Source organism: Janibacter sp. FSL W8-0316, assembly GCF_038004165.1.
Taxonomy (GTDB): Bacteria; Actinomycetota; Actinomycetes; order Actinomycetales; family Dermatophilaceae; genus Janibacter; species Janibacter indicus.
In genome coordinates, this window is record NZ_JBBOQX010000001.1 from 2384037 (window position 1) to 2401451 (window position 17415).

19 protein-coding genes are annotated in these 17415 nt (G+C 71.5%); 8 read left to right on the top strand and 11 right to left on the bottom strand.

Features of this window, described 5'->3' with window-relative positions; all coding sequences use genetic code 11:
- Positions 1 to 31 precede the first annotated feature (31 nt).
- Both NYE39_RS11695 and NYE39_RS11700 read right to left on the bottom strand, forming a co-directional pair.
- A complete protein-coding gene (locus NYE39_RS11695) occupies positions 32 to 163 on the bottom strand; it encodes a putative transporter small subunit (protein ID WP_226282847.1) in 132 nt (43 codons plus the stop codon).
- 15 nt (positions 164 to 178) lie between these two features.
- Entirely contained in the window at positions 179 to 1870 is a 1692-nt protein-coding gene (locus NYE39_RS11700; protein ID WP_341012777.1) for a sodium:solute symporter family protein, read from the bottom strand.
- 185 nt (positions 1871 to 2055) lie between these two features.
- Here NYE39_RS11700 and NYE39_RS11705 point away from each other — a divergent pair, with 185 nt between their 5' ends.
- From NYE39_RS11705 to NYE39_RS11720, 4 genes are all read left to right on the top strand, one after another.
- A complete protein-coding gene (locus NYE39_RS11705; protein ID WP_341012778.1) occupies positions 2056 to 3372 on the top strand; it encodes an alpha-hydroxy-acid oxidizing protein in 1317 nt (438 codons plus the stop codon).
- Between the two features lie 96 nt (positions 3373 to 3468).
- Positions 3469 to 4395 (top strand): hypothetical protein, encoded by a 927-nt coding sequence (locus NYE39_RS11710; protein WP_341012779.1) that lies wholly within the window; start codon positions 3469 to 3471, stop codon positions 4393 to 4395.
- A 94-nt stretch (positions 4396 to 4489) separates the two neighbouring features.
- Positions 4490 to 5116 (top strand): maleylpyruvate isomerase family mycothiol-dependent enzyme, encoded by a 627-nt coding sequence (locus NYE39_RS11715; RefSeq protein WP_341012780.1) that lies wholly within the window; start codon positions 4490 to 4492, stop codon positions 5114 to 5116.
- Between the two features lie 248 nt (positions 5117 to 5364).
- A complete protein-coding gene (locus tag NYE39_RS11720) occupies positions 5365 to 5730 on the top strand; it encodes a DUF2809 domain-containing protein (RefSeq protein ID WP_341012781.1) in 366 nt (121 codons plus the stop codon).
- Positions 5731 to 5751: 21 nt separating this feature from the next.
- Here NYE39_RS11720 and NYE39_RS11725 read toward each other — a convergent pair whose 3' ends face one another.
- Together NYE39_RS11725 and NYE39_RS11730 are read right to left on the bottom strand one after the other, a co-directional pair.
- Positions 5752 to 5988 carry a hypothetical protein gene (locus NYE39_RS11725; protein ID WP_341012782.1) on the bottom strand — a complete coding sequence of 79 codons (237 nt, stop codon included), beginning with the start codon at positions 5986 to 5988 and terminating at the stop codon, positions 5752 to 5754.
- 64 nt (positions 5989 to 6052) lie between these two features.
- Complete coding sequence (locus tag NYE39_RS11730; RefSeq protein ID WP_341012783.1) at positions 6053 to 6886, bottom strand: sigma-70 family RNA polymerase sigma factor; 834 nt, start codon at positions 6884 to 6886, stop codon at positions 6053 to 6055.
- A 96-nt stretch (positions 6887 to 6982) separates the two neighbouring features.
- Between NYE39_RS11730 and NYE39_RS11735 the strand changes: the two genes are divergently transcribed.
- Genes NYE39_RS11735 through NYE39_RS11745 form a run of 3 tightly spaced genes read left to right on the top strand, consistent with a single transcriptional unit; the run spans position 6983 to position 9450 of the window.
- Entirely contained in the window at positions 6983 to 7162 is a 180-nt protein-coding gene (locus NYE39_RS11735; protein WP_341012784.1) for a hypothetical protein, read from the top strand.
- A gap of 41 nt (positions 7163 to 7203) precedes the next feature.
- Positions 7204 to 7800: a hypothetical protein gene (locus tag NYE39_RS11740; protein ID WP_341012785.1), complete on the top strand. Its 597-nt coding sequence runs from the start codon at positions 7204 to 7206 to the stop codon at positions 7798 to 7800.
- Positions 7801 to 7854: 54 nt separating this feature from the next.
- Complete coding sequence (locus NYE39_RS11745; RefSeq protein ID WP_341012786.1) at positions 7855 to 9450, top strand: HNH endonuclease signature motif containing protein; 1596 nt, start codon at positions 7855 to 7857, stop codon at positions 9448 to 9450.
- 201 nt (positions 9451 to 9651) lie between these two features.
- On the opposite strand, the gene NYE39_RS11750 is transcribed toward NYE39_RS11745, so the two are convergent.
- From NYE39_RS11750 to NYE39_RS11780, 7 genes are all read right to left on the bottom strand, one after another.
- Positions 9652 to 10236, bottom strand: a complete 585-nt coding sequence (locus NYE39_RS11750) for a dihydrofolate reductase family protein (RefSeq protein ID WP_341012787.1) — start codon at positions 10234 to 10236, stop codon at positions 9652 to 9654.
- Positions 10237 to 10305: 69 nt separating this feature from the next.
- Entirely contained in the window at positions 10306 to 11403 is a 1098-nt protein-coding gene (locus tag NYE39_RS11755; protein ID WP_341012788.1) for an alcohol dehydrogenase catalytic domain-containing protein, read from the bottom strand.
- Positions 11404 to 11415: 12 nt separating this feature from the next.
- Positions 11416 to 12018 (bottom strand): TetR/AcrR family transcriptional regulator, encoded by a 603-nt coding sequence (locus NYE39_RS11760; RefSeq protein WP_341013412.1) that lies wholly within the window; start codon positions 12016 to 12018, stop codon positions 11416 to 11418.
- 33 nt (positions 12019 to 12051) lie between these two features.
- Positions 12052 to 12681, bottom strand: coding sequence for a hypothetical protein (locus tag NYE39_RS11765; protein WP_341012789.1), 630 nt, complete (start codon positions 12679 to 12681; stop codon positions 12052 to 12054).
- Positions 12678 to 13892, bottom strand: a complete 1215-nt coding sequence (locus NYE39_RS11770) for an ATP-binding protein (protein ID WP_341012790.1) — start codon at positions 13890 to 13892, stop codon at positions 12678 to 12680. Before NYE39_RS11770 ends, NYE39_RS11765 begins: the two co-directional genes overlap by 4 nt.
- 73 nt (positions 13893 to 13965) lie before the next feature.
- Entirely contained in the window at positions 13966 to 14619 is a 654-nt protein-coding gene (locus NYE39_RS11775) for a hypothetical protein (RefSeq protein ID WP_341012791.1), read from the bottom strand.
- 26 nt (positions 14620 to 14645) lie between these two features.
- Complete coding sequence (locus NYE39_RS11780; RefSeq protein WP_341012792.1) at positions 14646 to 15689, bottom strand: WXG100 family type VII secretion target; 1044 nt, start codon at positions 15687 to 15689, stop codon at positions 14646 to 14648.
- A 188-nt stretch (positions 15690 to 15877) separates the two neighbouring features.
- Here NYE39_RS11780 and NYE39_RS11785 point away from each other — a divergent pair, with 188 nt between their 5' ends.
- A complete protein-coding gene (locus tag NYE39_RS11785; protein ID WP_341012793.1) occupies positions 15878 to 17353 on the top strand; it encodes an NAD-dependent malic enzyme in 1476 nt (491 codons plus the stop codon).
- Positions 17354 to 17415 lie beyond the last annotated feature (62 nt).

Consider the following 17415-nt stretch of genomic DNA (forward strand, 5'->3'; position numbering starts at 1 on the left):
CACCAGTGTGGCGCGTCGAGCACCCCACCGGTCAGATGATCCGGCGCCCCTCGTCCTTGGCGGCGCGCCACTCCTTGTAGAAGGCCACGCAGATGACGGCGAGGACCACGGCCACGATCGCGGGCCAGATGAGGATGTAGAGGGTCAGTGCAGAGATCGACATGTGGATCCTTCCGGGTCAGGCGCGAGCGGGCTCGAGGTCGGGGTCGTCGTCGCCGGCGGGTTGGGCGTCGGCCGCCTCGTCGTCGGTGAAGTCACCGGTCCGCCGGGAGATGAGGGCGAAGTCGAAGGGCTGCTCGCGCGAGGCCAGCGACATGACGACGCAGACGATCGTCGAGACGGCGTAGGCGGCGAGCGAGCCGGACAGGGCCGGGTACTGCGAGATGACCCCGATGGCGAAGGGGGCGACCCCCACCGCGAAGACCGCGCCGAGGGCGATGCCCACCCGGGCACCGAAGAAGCCGAAGGCCATCAGACCGATGACGATGCCGGCGCCGATGATGCCGACGATGTCGACGGCGAGGTCGAGTGCCCCGGACTGCGGGAGCCAGCCGAAGCGCACCGGGAGGAAGACCGCGAAGGCGACGAGGACCGAGGTGGTGAAGGCGGAGTTGGTGACCTTCGACCAGTAGAAGGAGACGATGACGGGGAAGACGAGGCAGCCCCACATCGCACCGACGAAGACGAGCAAGTCGAGGATGTTGAGCTCGAGCGCGGCGAAGAGCACCGCCGCGACCGTGGCGACGACCATCGTCAGGCGCCCGATGAGCAGCATCGTCGCCGGGTTGATCGTCCCCTGACGACGCGCGCGGTCACCGTAGATGTCGGTCATGACGATCGACGAGAGCGCGGCCAGGTCGGAGTCGGCCGTCGGGGACAGCGACCCGATGATCATGACGAAGAAGATGACGATGAGCGGGGTCGCGAGGTGGCTTGCGGCCATCTGCGGGAGCAGGTTGTTGGGGTCGCCGCCCGCCGGGTCGATGCCGGCGTAGAGGGCGAGGACGCCCATCATGCCGACGCCGATGATCGTCGCGCCGTAGCCGATCGTCGCGGTGACGAAGGTCGGCTTGATGAGGTCCTCGCGCACGGCGAAGAGGCGCTGGGCGATCGTCTGGTTGCCGATGGCGTAGGCGAGGACGGCGGCGATGTAGGGCGCGCCCTGGCCGAGGAAGGCCTCGGAGGAGAAGAAGCTCGACTGGTGGGCGGTGAGGTTGCCGGCGCCCTCGCGCAGCAGGTCGGGGCCCCCGAGGACGAAGAAGAAGGCAGGGACGAGGACGACGACGGCGAGCAGCATCGCGACGACCTGGGCGAAGTCGGTGAGCACCGAGGCGCGGAAGCCGGACCAGATCGTGTACATGAGCACACCGGCGGCGATCATCAGCACGCCCTGGATGAAGCTCATCGGCGAGAGCATCGCGATGAGTGCACCGCCGGCGATGAAGTTCGACATCAGCGAGATGACGCTGCCGAGGACGTTGGAGATCGCGAGCATCAGCTGGCTCGAGCGACCGTGCCGGGCGCGCATGACCTCGGCGAGGGTGTGCGCGTTGGGGGCGACCGCCCGGATCCGCCGACCGAAGGGGTAGATGAAGAGGATCATCAGCGCGCCCCAGAGCCCGTAGTGGATCGGCCCGGAGATGCCGTAGGTGTAGCCCGAGGTCACCGAGGCGTACATCGACGACGCCCAGATCCACGTCGCGGTCATCGAGGCCGCGGAGATGCCGAAGCCGATGTTGTGCCCGGCCGTCATGTACTCGTCGGCATTTTCTTCGCCGCGGCTGATCCTCATCGACATGACCATGGTCAGGCCGTAGAAGAGGACGAGCAGCAGCACGATGGTGGCGATCCCCAGGGGTGGCGTCGGCATGCGGTCCTTCCGGTGTGGTGTTGTGTGTGGCGCTGAGCGGAAGGTCACGCGCAGGCCAACGAAGGGCTCATGACGCCAAGCACTGCCAAACCACCCCAGAAGCCCATGAGATCAAGGGAAGGTCGAGGTCGAGCAGGGACCCTCGCTGTGGCCGATCTCACCGGAATCGCCCCTAGTCTGCGCCCATGAGCACTCTCCAGTCCGGCCCCGGTCGCCGCCGTCAGGACGCCCTCTACCGACCCGGTGCCCTGGGCATCGCGCCCACCGTCCCGACCCGGGCCGAGGAGCTCGAGGCCCGGGCGTTGGCGACGATGAGTCGCCGTGCCGGTGCCTACATCGCCGGTGGCGCCGGCGGCGGCGCGACGATGCGGTCCAACCGCGAGGCCTTCGACCGGTGGCGGGTCGTGCCGCGGATGCTCCACGCGACGACGACGCGTGACCTGTCGACCACGCTCCTCGGCACCGAGCTGACCGCCCCGCTCCTCCTCGCCCCGGTCGGTGCGGCCGGTCTGGTCACCGACGACGCCGACCTGCTCATCGCTCAGGGGGCACACGCCAGCGGCGTGCCCTACGTCTTCTCCTGCCAGGGCTGCTCACCGATGGAGGAGACGGCACGCGCGATGGCCGGGACCCCCTTCTGGTACCAGCTCTACTGGTCCACCGACGAGGCGCTCGTCGACTCGATGATCCGCCGGGCCGAGGCCGCCGGTGCGCAGGCGCTCGTCGTCACCCTCGACACGACGATGCTCGGGTGGCGCACGCAGGACCTCGACCTGGGGTCGCTCCCCTTCGCCCGTGGCCAGGGCATCGCCCAGTACACGTCCGACCCCCGCTTCATGGAGCTGGTCCGCGAGCGGCTCTCGGCCGGGGCGCGCGCCGCGCAGTCCCTCGGGATCGACCCGCGCAAGCCCCTGCAGGCGGCCCGTGCGGCGAAGGGGGGAGTCGCCACCCCGCTCTCGATGAGCCGCGAGCACCCCGGCGGGGTCCGCGACAACCTGCGCTCGCCGGAGCCGCGGGCGGCGGTCGAGACCTTCCTCGACATCTACTCCAACCCGGCGCTGTCGTGGGAGCACATCGCGACCCTGAGGGAGCGCACCCGCCTGCCCGTGGTGCTCAAGGGCATCCTTCACGAGGACGATGCCCGGAGGGCCTTCGACTGCGGTGTCGACGCCGTCGTCGTGTCGAACCACGGTGGGCGGCAGGTGGACCGGTCGATCGCGGCGCTCGACGCGCTGGTCCGCGTGCGCGAGGCGGTCGGGCCCGAGCCGACCTTGCTCATGGACAGCGGGGTGCGCTCCGGGGCGGACCTCTTCGTCGCGCTCGCCCTCGGTGCCGACGCCTGTCTGCTCGGTCGGCCGCACGTCTACGGCCTGGCGCTCGACGGTGCGGCCGGGGTCAGCGCGGTGGTCGACAACGTGCTCGCCGAGCTCGACCTGACGATGGGTCTGGTGGGCGCGGCGACGATCGCCGACGTCACCCGGGAGCTGCTCGTCGAGGGGTGAGCCGGCCCCCGGCACCGGCTGTCGCGACCCGCGCCACGCCGGGCCGGTTGGCCCGAAACGCTTGCCGCGGCAGGGGATCTGCGATGGGGTGTGGGCATGAGCCAACCTCCCTACCCGCCACAGCAGCCGCCGCCTCCCGGGTCCGGTGACTCGCCGAGAGGCGGGCAGCCCTACGGCGGCGCCCAGCCTTACGGCGGCGCCCAGCCCGGTGGCAACCAGCCCTACGGCGCTCCACCGCCCCCCGGTGCCGGCGGTCAGCCGGCGTACGGCGGCGGGTACTCGGGTGGCGGGATGCCGCCCGTGCCGCCGGGTGGTGGCGGACCGGCGCCGATCAGTGGGCCCTACAGCCCCCTGGACGCCGTCAGCTACGGGTGGCGAGCCTTCGCCGCCAATGCCGGCCCCTTTGCCGTCATGGGTGTGCTCCTGGTCGTCGTCACCGTCGGTGTCCAGATGATCTTCAACGTTGCTGGCGGCGGGCTCGAGTTCTGGTCCAGCGGCACGCTCGACCCTGAGCCCGGCGAGACGAGCCCGGGAGCCTCGCTCGGTTCCGCCCTGCTCCAGATGACGGGTGGCATGCTCTCGAGCTTCCTCGGGTGGCTGATCGGGCTGGCCGTCCTGCGGGGCGCGCTGGACGTGGTCGACACGGGGCGGACGAGTCTCGGGGAGATGTGGACCCGGATCCCGTGGGGCCAGGCGTTCGTGGCGGGGCTGCTCATGTGGTTCGCCGCCTTCCTCGGGTTCTTCGTCCTGTGCGTGGGCATGTTGGTCGTGACCTTCTTCCTCTGGTACGTCAACGTCGCGGTGCTCGACGGCGCCGACCCGGTCGATTCCCTCAAGGCCAGCTTCGCCTTCGTCCGCGACAACCTCGCCGACAACGCCCTGCTGTGCCTCATCGGGGTCGGGGCCGTCGTGGCCACGATCTGCACCTGCTACCTCGGCGGGATCGTCCTCGGGCCCCTGATGACCATCGCCGCCGCCTACACCTGGCGGGCCCTTCAGGGGCGGCCGATCCACCCGGTCTGATCCCATCGCTCCCGAAGGGAGGTGCCCCGGCGACATGGTCGGGGCGCCTCCCTTCCTCGTGCGGGGTGTCGGACCGCCGTGTCAGGGTGAGGCCATGACCGATGTGTGGGACCTCGTCCACGGGGAGCGCGCGGCGCTCGCCGACGACCTCGAGCGGCTCGACGACGAGCAGTGGCGCACGGCGTCGCTGTGCGAGGGGTGGAGCGTCCACGACGTCGCGGCGCACCTCGTCGCCAACGCGCTCGCCACGCCCTTCGGCCTCGTGAGGGGGATGGTGCGGGCCCGGGGTGACTTCGAGCGGATGACCCAGCAGGGCGTCGACCGGCACCGCGGGGCGACGCCGCGCGAGACCTTGAGCAGCCTGCGCGAGGTCGCTGCGCGCCGCACCGGGCCGCCCACCCGGCTGGCTCACGTCGACAGCCGGCTCGTCGAGGAGGTCGTCCACGGCGAGGACATCCGGCGCCCGCTCGGCATCTGGCACGACTACTCCGCCGAGGCGATCGAGGGCGCGCTGCGCTACCAGGCGCGGACCCCGGCCTCGGTCGGCGGCTCGCGCGAGACCGCCGAGCGGGTGACGCTGCGGGCCACCGACCTCGACCTCACCCTCGGCGACGGACCGGAGGTCGCCGGGCCGGCCCTCGCGCTGCTGCTCGCGATCTCGGGGCGTGACGTGGCGAGGGCCGACCTCGACGGCCCGGGGGTCGCTCTGCTCGAGGCGTGACCGACCCGCGAGGGTTGGCGTCGGCGGTCGCGGTCGGCAGCGCGGTGAGTTCGCTGGCGGCTCCTGCCCCGGCGATCACGGCGCGGCGGGTGGGCTGTGCGGACATGGGGCTCCTCCTCGACGGAGTGCCACCCCCCGGGGGCGCACCGCCATTGGTGTTCCGATGGCGCGAACCTACTCGCGGGTAGCGGATCGTGCAGCGGGAGGCCTCACAGCGGGGTGCCAGCACGGCGTGCTGAGGTGACCCCGTGCGCCGCCTCCCCACCCTCGTCCTGCTGGCCGTCGTCGTGGCGAGTGGGCTTGCCCTGCAAGGGTTTCGTGACCTGGCGTGGACCGACGCAGCCGGCAGCGTCCTCTACGCGATGGCGGCGGTCTTCTCCCTTCGCGTGCTGTGGCCGAGTCGTGAGACGCCGCGCCCGCTCGTCGTGGCCGGGGTGGCCCTGGCGCTGTGCGTGGTCGTGGAGCTGGCCCAGCTGACCGGTCTGCCGGCGCGGGTGCCGCAGCTGCGCTGGGTGCTCGGGACGACCTTCGCCCCGGTCGACCTCCTCTGGTACGCGGTGGGCGCACTGGGCGGTGCCGGGGCGATGGTGCTCGTGGGGCGTCTGCGTCCCTGAGCCGACGCTTGGCCGGCTGGCTCAGTCCACCGGCAGGGCCGCGAAGGTCTGCTTCATCTCGTTGTACCAACCCAGGGCCTTGCGGGGGCGGCGCCAGCGCTTCTTCATCTCGTCTCGGGCGGGCTGGTGCGCGGCGTCGCCGGCCTTCTCCATCGCCTTGAGGTGCTGGTCCTGGGCGTTGATGACATCGTCGTGCGTCTCGCCGCGGTGGGCGAGGTCGCAGGGGCCGCCGAGCTGCTGGCAGGTCAAGGTCTTCATCGGGTGATCCTCTCGTGGTGGTCTCTCGTGGTGATGACGATCGGGGAAATGCGGATGTGACCGGTCAGCGCCGGGTGTCCTCGCGCCGGGTGACGCGCTCGAGCACCTCGGGCTCGGCGCGGAAGGTGATGCCCTGCACGACGCCGTCCACGACGTCGAAGTCGAAGAGCACCTTGGCCTCGCCGCGGTGGAACCAGGCGGAGCCGGGGCGCTCGTCGACGAGCACGGCGAGGGCGGCGTGGGCGCTGCCGTTGAAGAACTCGGCGATCTCCCGTCGCCCGTCGACCCGCTCGGGCGTGCCGCTGGCGACGGCGGCTGCGTCGGCGGTGATCCTCGCGTCTGGCGCGAGCAGCCGCAGCAGGGAGTCGAAGTCGCCCTCGCGGGCGGCTGCCATGAAGGCGTCGACGACCGCCCAGTCGGCCCTCTCCGCCCCTGCCCCCCGCACCTTGCCCCGGGCCCGCGAGGCGAGCTTGCGAGCCGCGGCCGGCGTCGTGTCGAGGATCGCGGCGATCGTCGCGAAGTCGAAGCCGAAGCTGTCGTGCAGCACGAAGGCCACCCGCTCGCCGGGGGTCAGGCGGTCGATCACGGCCTGCAGCGCCACGCCGACGGTGTCCGCGAGAGCCACATCGTCGGCGATGTCGGGCGTGACCTCACTCGGCTCGATGTCGCTGTGCGGCACCGGAGTTCGTGACTTGAGCCGGTCGAGACACAGGCGGGTCGTCACCGTCGTGAGCCACGCGGGCAGGGACTCGATGTCGGTGTCCGTGCCGTGGAGCCGCAGCCAGGCCTGCTGCACGACGTCCTCGGCCTCGCCGTGAGCGCCGAGGATGCGCGTGGCCAGGCCGATGAGCCGTAGCCGCTCCGCCTCGAAGTCCTCTGTCTGCTGTGACGGGTCCATGACCGCTCCTCTCGGGTCGATGCTGTCACCGATCTGACGACGCGGGCACCACGGGTGTGACCGCCCCCCTTCGCCGGGCCAGTACAGCCTGACCGGATGCGTCTGAAGCCCGGCCGACCGGGCATCACCAGCTACGACTCACGCCTCGACGTCCCGATCGCTGGGGATGGCGCACTGGCGGTGACCTTCTTGGGCGTCTCGACGCTGCTCGTCCAGGACGGTGAGTCCGCCGTGATGACGGACGGTTCTTCTCCCGACCGGGGCTGCTCCAGGTAGGGCTGGGCAAGGTCGCGCCGTCCGTCGAGCGCACGGGCGCCGTGCTCGTCGGTGGCGAGTCGACGGCCAACCTGGGCGTCGGCGGCGGTCTCGACCGGGAGCGCATCCGGGTCATCGCCTCTGGCGACTCCGTGGAGTGCGGTGCCTTCTCCCTGACCTTCGTCGCGGCGAGCCACTGCCCGCCGGAGCGGTACCCGGGTGACATCGACGCTCCGGTGACCCCACCGGCCAAGGTCGGTGCCTACCGCTGCGGTGAGGCGTGGTCGAACCTGCTCACCCACTGCAGCGGCCGGACCGCCCTGCTGCAGGGCAGCGCCGGGTACGTGCCGGGCGCGCTCGCCGGTCTCGACGCCGAGGTCGCCTATCTGGGGGTCGGTCAGCTCGGGGTGCAGCCCCGGGACTACATCGAGGCCTACTGGGAGCACACGGTCCGCGCCGTGGGGGCCCGCAGGGTGGTGCTGACCCACTGGGACGACTTCTTCCGTCCGCTCGACCGACCGCTGCGCGCACTGCCCTACGCGGGCGATGACCTGGACGTCACGATGGGCGTCCTCGGTCGCCTTGCGGACGAGGACGGCGTGGTCCTCCACCTGCCCCGGGTCTGGCAGCGCGAGGACCCCCGGGCCGAGATTCCTTGATTTCACAGGGCTTTGGGGGTTCCCCAGAGCACTGATCGAACGTATGATCGAAGCATGTCAGTGGCGACGCAGTGGGAGGGCCTGGGGCTCGTGTCGGGCCTGCGGGACTCGGTGCGCGCCCTGACGATGGCGGCCCTGGAGACGCCGCGACTGTGGCAGGCGCCGGACGAAGAGCTGGCAGAGGGTCTGGCCGCGATCGGTCGGGCGAGGGCGGTGCTCGAGGCGGCCGAGGTGGCCCTCGTGCGCGAGGGCATCTCGCGGGGTGTGCCGGGGCGCGAGTCGTGGTCGGAGGCTGATTGGGTCGGAGTGAGCGAGGGGCGTGGTGCCCCGCGGCCGTCGGTGCGTGACGTCGCTGCCGTGGTCCGGGTGGCCAGGGCGGGTCTGCGGGCCGGGTCCGCGCTCGTCGACACCACGCACGATGACGAAGGGGGCGCCCCCCTTCGCCCGGACGCGCCTGAGCAGGTGGCCGGGGAGACGCAGCCAGCCGCGGGGGAGTGGGCTGAGCGGCCGCCGCCGGCCGGTCTGGCTGGGGTGCTCGCGTGCGTCGAGGGCGGGGAGCTCTCGGTGGGCAAGGCCGATCAGTTGGTGCGTTTCCACGAGGGCGTGCGGCGGGTTGCGGATCCGGAGCTGCTCGAGGCGGACCTGGGGGTCCTGCTCGGTGCGGCGCGTGACGAGATCGTGCGCACCGGGCCGGGTGGGCGGATCTCGAGCCGGGTCCCGGGGCTCGACGAGCGCAAGCTGGCGACGGCGATCACGCAGACGACGCGGATGTTGCGTCCGGCCAAGGATCTGGCGGCGGATGACGAGCGGGCGCGGTCGGCTCGGTCGTTGACGAGTCACACCGATGCGAGTGGATTGACGCGCTACAAGCTGGTGCTCGATGCGGAGGGCGCGGCGATCGTCGATGCGGCGGTGGCGGGGTTGTCGAAGCCGGTCAAGGGTCCTGACGGCGAGCGTGACCCGAGGCCGCCGGCGCGGCGTCGGGCCGATGCCCTGGTGTCGATCGTGGGTCGTGGGGTGTCCAGCCCGGGCGAGGTGGGCACGAGTGACAAGGCGCAGGTGATGGTGACCATCTCGATGTCCTCGCTGCTGACCGCCACCGATGGCACGTGTGGCGTGTGCGGCTCACGACGCCCGGGCGGTGCGTTCGGGCCGACGGGCGTGCCCCTCAGCGACGCGCATCCCTTCGGGTACCGCTCGACGGACCCCGCTCCCGACCGTGACGGTGCGGGTGGCCCGGCCGCGGTGGGTCTGGGTGCTGGTGGTGTGGCCGGTGGCGGTCACGCCGGTGGGGTCACGGCCTCGGGCGCGGTGCTCTCGCCGGCGAGCGTGCGCAAGCTGGCCTGCGAGGCGGGGGTGATCCCCGTGATGCTCGGCAGCGATGGTGAGCCGCTGGAGCTCGGCCGCGCCACGCGCTTCTTCACCCCGGGGCAGAAGCGGTTGCTGTGGCTGCGTGACGGGGGCTGCACCTTCCCGGGGTGCACGATGCCCGCGCACTGGACCGATGCCCATCACGTGGAGTACTGGTCGTTGGGTGGCCGCACCGACATCGGTAATGCGGCGTTGTTGTGCGAGCGGCACCACACGCGGGTGCACGCGCAGGAGCTGTCGTGCACGGTCCGCGACGACGGGGTGACCTGGCACCTGTAGCGGTCGCGCCCCGCGCCCGACCCTCGTCCGGGTCGGGCGCCGCGGCATGCCCCCTGCGGCCCTGAGGTGGGGGCCGGTGACGTCGCATTGCCCTACGGCAATGCAGCTTTGGGGCCCGGGTTCCTGCATTGCCCTACGGCAAGGCAGCTTTGGGGCCCGGGTTCCTGCATTCCCGTAGGGCAATGCAGGTTGCGGGGTGGGCTAGCCCCGGCGCTCGCAGGTGATCACCTGCACCCCACCGGGCAGCGAGGTGACGTCGACCGGCTCGAAGACCGTGGGCGTGAAGCCCCCGTCGAAGAGCGGGACCCCCGAGCCGACCACCGAGGGGTTGAGCTTGATGACGAGCCGGTCGATCTCCGGCAGGAGGGCGTGCGCGAGCCGGCCGCCGCCGACGAGCCAGATGCCCAGGCCCTCCTCGGCCTTGAGCTCGCGCACCCGGGCGAGCGGGTCACCCGCGACGACCTCGACCGCCGCCGCGGGCGCCTCACCGAGCGTCGTCGACACGACGAGGTGCCGCAGGTGGGGGTAGGCGTCGTCGATGCCGGCGGCGAGCCCGATCTCGTAGGAGCGTCGCCCCTCGACCACGGTGTCGAAGACCCGGCCGGGCTCGGTCAGGCCCATCGCGTCGCGGGCCGGCCCCGGCAGCGTCTCCGGGTAGTGGGTCGCGATGAACTCGACGAGGTCCGGCGTGACCGCCATGAAGTCCTCGGTGCTCGGGTCACCGCCGTCCGGTCCCGCGATGAAGCCGTCGAGCGTCGCCGCGACGTAGTAGGTGAGTGTGCGCATGGTGCCCCTTCCGTTGGGCGCACGCTACGGGCCGAAGGGGGCTGTGTCGCAGCGATTTTCGTCCGCGCCTCAGCGTGACGGGTCAATGATCGTCATCCCCGCGACGCTCGCGGTGTCGAAGCCGGGCAGCAGCGCCGCAGCTTCCTCGAGCCCGACGACCCGTTCGACGAGGCGCTGCGGCGCCAGGGCGCCCGACTCGATGAGCGCAAGCATCCCGGGGTAGTCGACGGCCGCCATGCCGTGGCTGCCGAGCACGTCGATCTCCCACCCGATGACCCGCGCCATCGGCACCCGCGGGTGACCGTCGACCGGCGGCAGCAGCCCGACCTGGACGTGCCGACCGCGCCGCCGCAGGCTGAGCAGCGCTGTGGCACAGGTCTGCTCGCTGCCGACGGCGTCGACGGCGACGTGTGCCCCGCCGCCGGTCAGCTCCATGACCGTGGACGCGACGTCCGTGCCGTCTGCGCCGGCCTCACGCGCGTCACCGCCCCGGACCCCGGCCGCGACGTCGTCACCGTCGGCGAGCACCGTGTGCTCCGCCCCGAGCTCGGCCGCCACGGCCAGCGCCGCCGGGTTGCGGTCGACCGCGACGACCCGCGCACCGAGCGCCCGGGCGATCATCACCGCACTCAGACCGACGCCGCCGGCCCCGACGACGGTGACCCATTCCCCCTTCGTCAGGCGGGCGCGGGCGACGAGGGCCCGGTAGGCGGTGGCGAAGCGGCAGCCGAGGCTCGCCGCGGTCGCGAAGTCCACCCCTTCCGGCAGCGCGACGAGGTTGGTGTCGGCCGCGTGCAGCGCGACCTGCTCGGCGAAGGACCCCCAGTGGGTGAATCCGGGCTGCTCCTGGTCGGGGCAGACCTGCGCGTCGCCGTCGGCGCACCACGAGCACCGTCCGCAGCCGCAGACGAAGGGCACGGTCACCCGGTCGCCGACCCGCCACCGCTGCACACCGGCACCCACCGCGCTCAGGACGCCGGCGAGCTCGTGGCCCGGCACGTGCGGCCAGGTGATTGCGTCGTCGTGGCCGGCCCAGGCGTGCCAGTCGCTGCGGCACAGGCCGGTGGCCCGCACGTCGACGACCACCCCACCGTCAGGGGCGAAGGGGGCCGACACCTCCCTGACCTCGGGCTGGGCTCGGACGTTTTCGATGACCACGGCGCGCACGACGCCATCGTGTCAGGCCGGCGCCGCCAGCCCCGCGACCATCTCGGCGATCGTCTCGATGGTCTGCCGCGCGGCCGCAGAGTCGCGGTCGGCCAGCCAGGTCGTCGTCAGGCCGTCGGTGAGGGTGACGGCCAGGCGGGCCACCTGCTCGGGGCCCACCCGCCACCGGACGCCGGTCTGCTCGGCCATGCCGACGAGCAGCTGCTGTATCCCGGCGTAGTAACCGCGGTACTGCTCCGTCGCGAGCTCCCGCAGGGCCGGCGTACGCAGCGCGTGGTGGTTGAGCTCGAGCAGGAGCAGCTCCTCGCCGGAGCGCTGCTCGAGGTGGTCGAGGTAGCCGAGCAGCGCCATCCGCACCGTGCCGGCGAGGTCGGTGACGGTGCCTGCCTCCGCAGCCGCCAGGGCCAGCCGGGCCGAGCCGCGCTCACGCTCGGACAGGTCGACGATGAGCGCGCGCAGCATCTCCTCGCGGCTGTCGAAGCAGTAGTGGAAGGCCGCCAGCGACATCCCCGCCTCCTGCACGATGGCCCGCGTCGTCCCCGCGGCCACCCCGCCCTCGGACATCACGCGGTAGGCGGCCTCGAGCAGCTTCACCCGGCGCTCGGCGGCAGGCATGTTGGGCACGGCGATCCCTTCGTCGACGGTGGGTCAGGACCGGTCGTAGCGCTTGGCTGCGTCGACGAGCTGGCCGAGGTCGGTGCCGCAGTCGACGAAGGGGGTGCCCGTCGCCTCGAGGTGGGCGATGACCGCCCGGGACATGCGGACCGGGTCGAGCGCCTCGTCGATGGCGATGTCGATCTGACCCCTCCTGGTTCGCATGATGCCGTCGTCGCGGGTGAACCCCAGCTGCTCGCGACGGACGAGCACGTAGAAGGTGTCGCCTCGCTGCCAGCGCGAGTGCTCGCCCAGGTACTCGTTCAGTTCCGCTCGGAGCACGGCGCGTATGGCGGAGTCCGGGATCCGGCTGCCGACGTAGGAGATCGCGTCCGGGTGGATCTCGACGAAGGGCTGGCGCAGCTTGAGCTCCGCCGTCTGCATGAAGGACCTCGGGATCACGGTCGCCATCACCACCGCGCCCGCCAGGATGAGGAGGGTCCACCACCAGTCGCTCAGGGGGTCGTAGGGGATGACGCCCGTCAGCCCGAGGACGATGAAGAAAGCCCCGACGATGAACCCGATTGGCCCGATGGCGCACCCTCCGAGACGAGCGAAGTCCCGCAGCCGCGGGTCCGCCTCGAAGACGGTCTCCGGCTCGGTGCCGCGCCCACGCCCGGTCACGTCTGCTCGCGCAGGTAGCGCCCGAAGTGCGGGACGGTGAAGGCGATCCGGCCGCGCTCGGCCGAGTAGATCAGCCCCTTCTTCAGCAGCGCGTCGCGGGCGGGGGAGAGGGACTGCGGCTTCTTGCCGAGCGAGGTGGCCACGGCCGAGGTGAGGACGGACTCGATGTCGTCGAGGCTCTCCTCCCCCGTCGCCGCGATCTCGGCCGCGACGTCGGCCATCGCCTTGAGGTACTCGCGCTCACCGGGCGTGGCGCGCTCGTAGCGCGAGCCGAAGAAGCCGACGGCCAGCTCGGACTCGGCCTCGGGGGAGGCGACGCGCACGTCCTCGGCGCGGATCGGTGACTCGGGCGCCTGGTCCCACACCGCCTTGCCGTAGGCCTGGATGAAGTAGGGGTAGCCGCCGGTCGCGTAGTAGAGCGCGTCGAGCGCGGCCTGCTCGTACTCCGCGAGTTCGTCGGCCGCGGGCGCGGTGAGCGCCCGGTCGGCCTCCTCGCGGGCGAGCCGGTCGATGCGCTGGTAGCGGAAGAGCCGCTCGCTGTAGGACTTGCTCGCCGACAGCACCGACGGCAGGTGCGGCAGGCCGGCGCCGACGACGATGAGCGGCAGACCCGTCTGGCTCATCTCGTGGCAGGCCGCGCAGATCGCCGAGATGTCCTCGGGCCCGAGGTCCTGCATCTCGTCGATGAAGACCGCGACGCCGCGCCCGAGGTCGGCCGCCAGCCCGCCGACGTCGGTGAAGAGTTCGACGAGGTCGATCTCGATGTCGCCCGAGTCGGCGCGTCCCTTGATCGCGGGGGCGTCGATGCCGGGGTTCCACACCTCGCGCAACTTGGTGCCGGGCTTGGCGTCGCGCTGGGCGAAGGACTTGATGACGCCCAGGACGTGCTCGACCTCCTCTGCCTGGGTGTGGCCGAGCTCGCGGACCGCCTGGTGCAGCGCGCTGGCGAGCGGCCGGCGCAGTCCCTGGTCAGGCCGGGCCTCGAGCTTGCCGGTGCCCCACTTCGCGCGGACGGCGGCGGAGCGCAGCTGGTTGAGCAGCACGGTCTTGCCGACCCCGCGCAGGCCGGTGAGCACGAGCGAGCGCTCCGGCTTGCCTGCGACGATTCGCTTGAGCACGACGTCGAAGCGCGTCAGCTGCTCGTCGCGGCCGGCGAGCTCGGGCGGGCGCTGGCCGGCGCCGGGGGCGTAGGGGTTGGTGATCGGGTCCACGATGCGACCGTATCCGGCTGTCTAGGCGAAGGGGGATACCTCGCCAGATTCGTAGATCGGCGCGTCGCGACGGTCAGACGGCCACGCTCACCGGCATCCGCGTCTCGAGGGTCTCGGCGGAGTCGTCGACGGTTGCGTCCGCGCCGACGGTGAGCTCGTGACGCAGGAGATCGCCCTGCTCGACGGTCCACAGCGTGACGGACCACGCATCCCCCGACCGGGTCGCCTCGGGTGCGGTGATCCGATCGCGGTAGGCCTTCTTCAGTCGGGTGACCTCGTCCTCGTCAACCACCGGCTGCCAGTCGATGTCGTCGACGGACTCTGCGCGGTACCACAGCTGGTCGGTCCGACGGATGGAGTCGTACCAGGTGCGGGCCACGGCGAGCGCGCCGGCGGCGTCCTCGACGTGGCCCTCGGTGGTGACCTGCTCCCACTGGTCGGGGTTGCCGGTCAGGACGATGGTGCGCGGATCACCCTCTGGCGGATAGGCCACCACGGTGGTGAAGGGCCGCTCGCCGGTGGCCCGCACCTCGGCGAGTCGCCATTCCGGCAGCTGGGGCAGGTCGAGCTCTGTGCTCTCGGTGGGCTGGTCGTCCATGACCGTCGCCACGACGGAGTCGTCCGGCAGGCCCTCCCGGATCCGGTCTTCCATCGCGTCCTCCTTGCTCGAGCAACCCGTCACGGCCACCACCAGGGCGACCCCGACGGCCGCGTGCCTCATCCTCATGTGTCGATGGTGTCCCATGCGTCGCGTCAGATCCCGTTGAAGGGGTTCCAGTCGTTCTGCTTGTCCCAGTAGTCACCCTTGAGGTCGCCATAGGTCTTGCCGCCGGAGCCGGAGGCCTTGAAGTACCCGCTGGAGAAGAGGTGACGGATCTCCTTGCGCCCGGCGGCATCGCCGGCCTGGTGGGCCTGGGCCGGGGTCTTGCCGTCCTCGAGGGCGGAGTTGTAGGCGCGGGCATACCCCTCGTCGTACTTCTGCTCGCCGACGGAGTACTCCGCGTCGACCCCGGCCTCGCGAGCCTGCTTCGCGTAATAGACCTCGTTGGTGACGCAGTCGGTCTCCTCGTCGTACTTGCCGTTGATGTACTCCTCCCGCGTGGTCTCCTCCACGTCGACCTGGCGGTCCTCGGCATCCCAGCGCGCGTGGTTGGCCTCGTGGATGATCGTGGACGCATCCCGGTAGCCACCCTTGCCGAGAGTCATCGAGTTGTTGCTCGCCGTGTAGTAGGCGCCGTCGTAGTCCTCGTCGTACGTGATCGTGATGTCGTTGCGGGCCATCCAGTCCAGAGCCGCGCGACCATTGGCGGTCTTGAGCATCTCCTGGATCGCCGGGTCGTCCGGGTCGGCGCCCTCGGGCATCTCGACGTTGCCCGGCCCTGGGTCCTCGTGGTTCTCGTAGTACTCCGGCGGCTTCGGTATGTCGAAGAAGTGCTTGCGCGGACGGTCTCGGGAGTCGTTGTTGTCGGCATCGGCGCCCTCGGGCGCGCGCGAGCCCGGCCCGGCCCCGGCGGGCGCGGACCCCCCGCCGTTGCTCCCGTCGTCCTGCTGGTCCGCCTGCTCGCCCAAGAGGCGGGCAAAGCGCGTGAGCCGCTCCGCGCACCCGTGGAGCTGCTGCCGGGACGAGTCCCAGCCAGCGACTAAGCGCTCGAGGTCGTCGCCCGCCCAGGACCCCTGCAAGGTCGACGAGAGAGCCGCTCCCGTCGACTCGACGGACGTGATGCGATGCGAGGACTCGTCGAGCTGCGCCGCAACCGATCGCAGGACGTCGACGTCGGCGCCGTGCGTGAGTGTCATGTGTCTCCCTCCCCGGATCTGGTCCCACGCTAGGGGCCGCTCGTCGGGGTGGCGATGGGGAGGACTCCCCGGTCACCACCACGGAAGGGCCGCCCCCTTCGCTCCGATCGTGACGTCTACGGATGTCTAGACCGCCGACGATATGGACCGATCGACGAGCATCGTCGTGGCGGTGAGACACTGCTCACATGCCCGCAGCAACCCCTTCGTCGTACTCCATCACCATCCGCCTGCACACCTCGCCCGACTACGCCGTCGTCGGTCGCATCGCCACCGCGATCGCCGAGCAGGGCGGCATCGTCACCGCCGTCGACATCGCCGACTCGCGCCACGACCGGCTCGTCATCGACGCCACGTGCTCGGGCTTCGACGTCAACCACACCGACGACCTCGTCGAGGCCGTCGAGGCGATCGACGGGGTCAAGGTGCACAAGGTCTCCGACCGCACCTTCCTGCTCCACCTCGGCGGCAAGATCGCCGTCAGCTCCAAGGTCGCGCTCAAGACCCGTGACGACCTGTCGATGGCCTACACCCCCGGCGTCGGCCGGGTCTCGTCGGCGATCGCCAAGCACCCCGAGGACGCCCGCCGCCTGACGGTCAAGGGCAACAGCGTCGCCGTCGTCACCGACGGCTCGGCGGTCCTCGGCCTGGGCAACATCGGGCCCGAGGCCGCGATGCCGGTCATGGAGGGCAAGGCGGCGCTGTTCAAGCAGTTCGCCGACATCGACGCCTGGCCGATCTGCCTCGCCTCGCAGGACACCGAGGAGATCATCCGCGCGGTCGAGATGATCGCGCCCGGCTTCGGTGGCATCAACCTCGAGGACATCGCGGCCCCGCGGTGCTTCGAGATCGAGCGCCGGCTGCGCGAGAGCCTCGACATCCCGGTCTTCCACGACGACCAGCACGGCACCGCGATCGTCGTGCTCGCCGCCCTGCGCAATGCGCTGCGCGTCGTCGACAAGTGGCTCGAGCAGGTGCGCATCGTCGTCTCCGGTGGCGGCGCCGCCGGCTCGGCGATCGTCACGCTGCTGCTCGCCGCCGGGGCCAAGGACGTCGTCGTCTACGACCGCGAGGGGCTGCTCTCCTCCGACGACGAGTCCCTGACCGGCGCCAAGCGCGAGCTCGCCGAGCGGACCAACCCGCGCCAGGTCCGCGGCGACCTCGCCGACGGCCTGCAGGGTGCCGACGTCTTCATCGGGGTCTCGGCGCCCAACCTGCTCAAGGCCGAGTGGATCCGCGACAACATGGCGGAGGCCCCGATCGTCTTCGCGCTGGCCAACCCCGACCCCGAGATCGACCCGGCCGAGGCGGCGCAGTTCGCCAAGGTCGTCGCCTCCGGTCGCAGCGACTACCCCAACCAGATCAACAACGTCCTCGCCTTCCCCGGCGTCTTCCGCGGGCTGCTCGACGCCCACGCCGAGGACGTGACGATCGAGATGCTCATCCGCGCCGCCGATGCGATCGCCGCGGTGGTCAAGGACGAGGAGATCAACCCCTCCTACATCATCCCGAGCGTCTTCCACCCCGATGTCGCCGACGCCGTGGCCGTCGCCATCGCCGGCGAGGGCAAGACCTCCGCCGGCGCCACCGGCCCGATCAAGGTCGGCTCCCGCTCGACGGCCGCACCCGTCGACGAGACCGGGGCCCTGCCGCGCCTGCGCTGAGCACCGGCGCAGGACGAAGGGGGATGTGCGCCGACATCCCCCTTCGTCCGGAGCGCAGTCCT

Excerpts from the sequence above, each read along its gene's own strand:
- NYE39_RS11715 (WP_341012780.1), top strand. The coding sequence starts at position 4,490 with ATGACCGATGTGTGGGACCTCGTCCACGGGGAGCGCGCGGCGCTCGCC.
- NYE39_RS11705 (WP_341012778.1), top strand. The coding sequence starts at position 2,056 with ATGAGCACTCTCCAGTCCGGCCCCGGTCGCCGCCGTCAGGACGCCCTC.
- NYE39_RS11730 (WP_341012783.1), bottom strand. The coding sequence starts at position 6,886 with ATGGACCCGTCACAGCAGACAGAGGACTTCGAGGCGGAGCGGCTACGG.
- NYE39_RS11785 (WP_341012793.1), top strand. The coding sequence starts at position 15,878 with ATGCCCGCAGCAACCCCTTCGTCGTACTCCATCACCATCCGCCTGCAC.
- NYE39_RS11745 (WP_341012786.1), top strand. The coding sequence starts at position 7,855 with ATGTCAGTGGCGACGCAGTGGGAGGGCCTGGGGCTCGTGTCGGGCCTG.
- NYE39_RS11735 (WP_341012784.1), top strand. The coding sequence starts at position 6,983 with ATGCGTCTGAAGCCCGGCCGACCGGGCATCACCAGCTACGACTCACGC.
- NYE39_RS11760 (WP_341013412.1), bottom strand. The coding sequence starts at position 12,018 with ATGCCTGCCGCCGAGCGCCGGGTGAAGCTGCTCGAGGCCGCCTACCGC.
- NYE39_RS11750 (WP_341012787.1), bottom strand. The coding sequence starts at position 10,236 with ATGCGCACACTCACCTACTACGTCGCGGCGACGCTCGACGGCTTCATC.
- NYE39_RS11710 (WP_341012779.1), top strand. The coding sequence starts at position 3,469 with ATGAGCCAACCTCCCTACCCGCCACAGCAGCCGCCGCCTCCCGGGTCC.
- NYE39_RS11780 (WP_341012792.1), bottom strand. The coding sequence starts at position 15,689 with ATGACACTCACGCACGGCGCCGACGTCGACGTCCTGCGATCGGTTGCG.
- NYE39_RS11775 (WP_341012791.1), bottom strand. The coding sequence starts at position 14,619 with ATGAGGATGAGGCACGCGGCCGTCGGGGTCGCCCTGGTGGTGGCCGTG.
- NYE39_RS11700 (WP_341012777.1), bottom strand. The coding sequence starts at position 1,870 with ATGCCGACGCCACCCCTGGGGATCGCCACCATCGTGCTGCTGCTCGTC.
- NYE39_RS11725 (WP_341012782.1), bottom strand. The coding sequence starts at position 5,988 with ATGAAGACCTTGACCTGCCAGCAGCTCGGCGGCCCCTGCGACCTCGCC.
- NYE39_RS11695 (WP_226282847.1), bottom strand. The coding sequence starts at position 163 with ATGTCGATCTCTGCACTGACCCTCTACATCCTCATCTGGCCCGCGATC.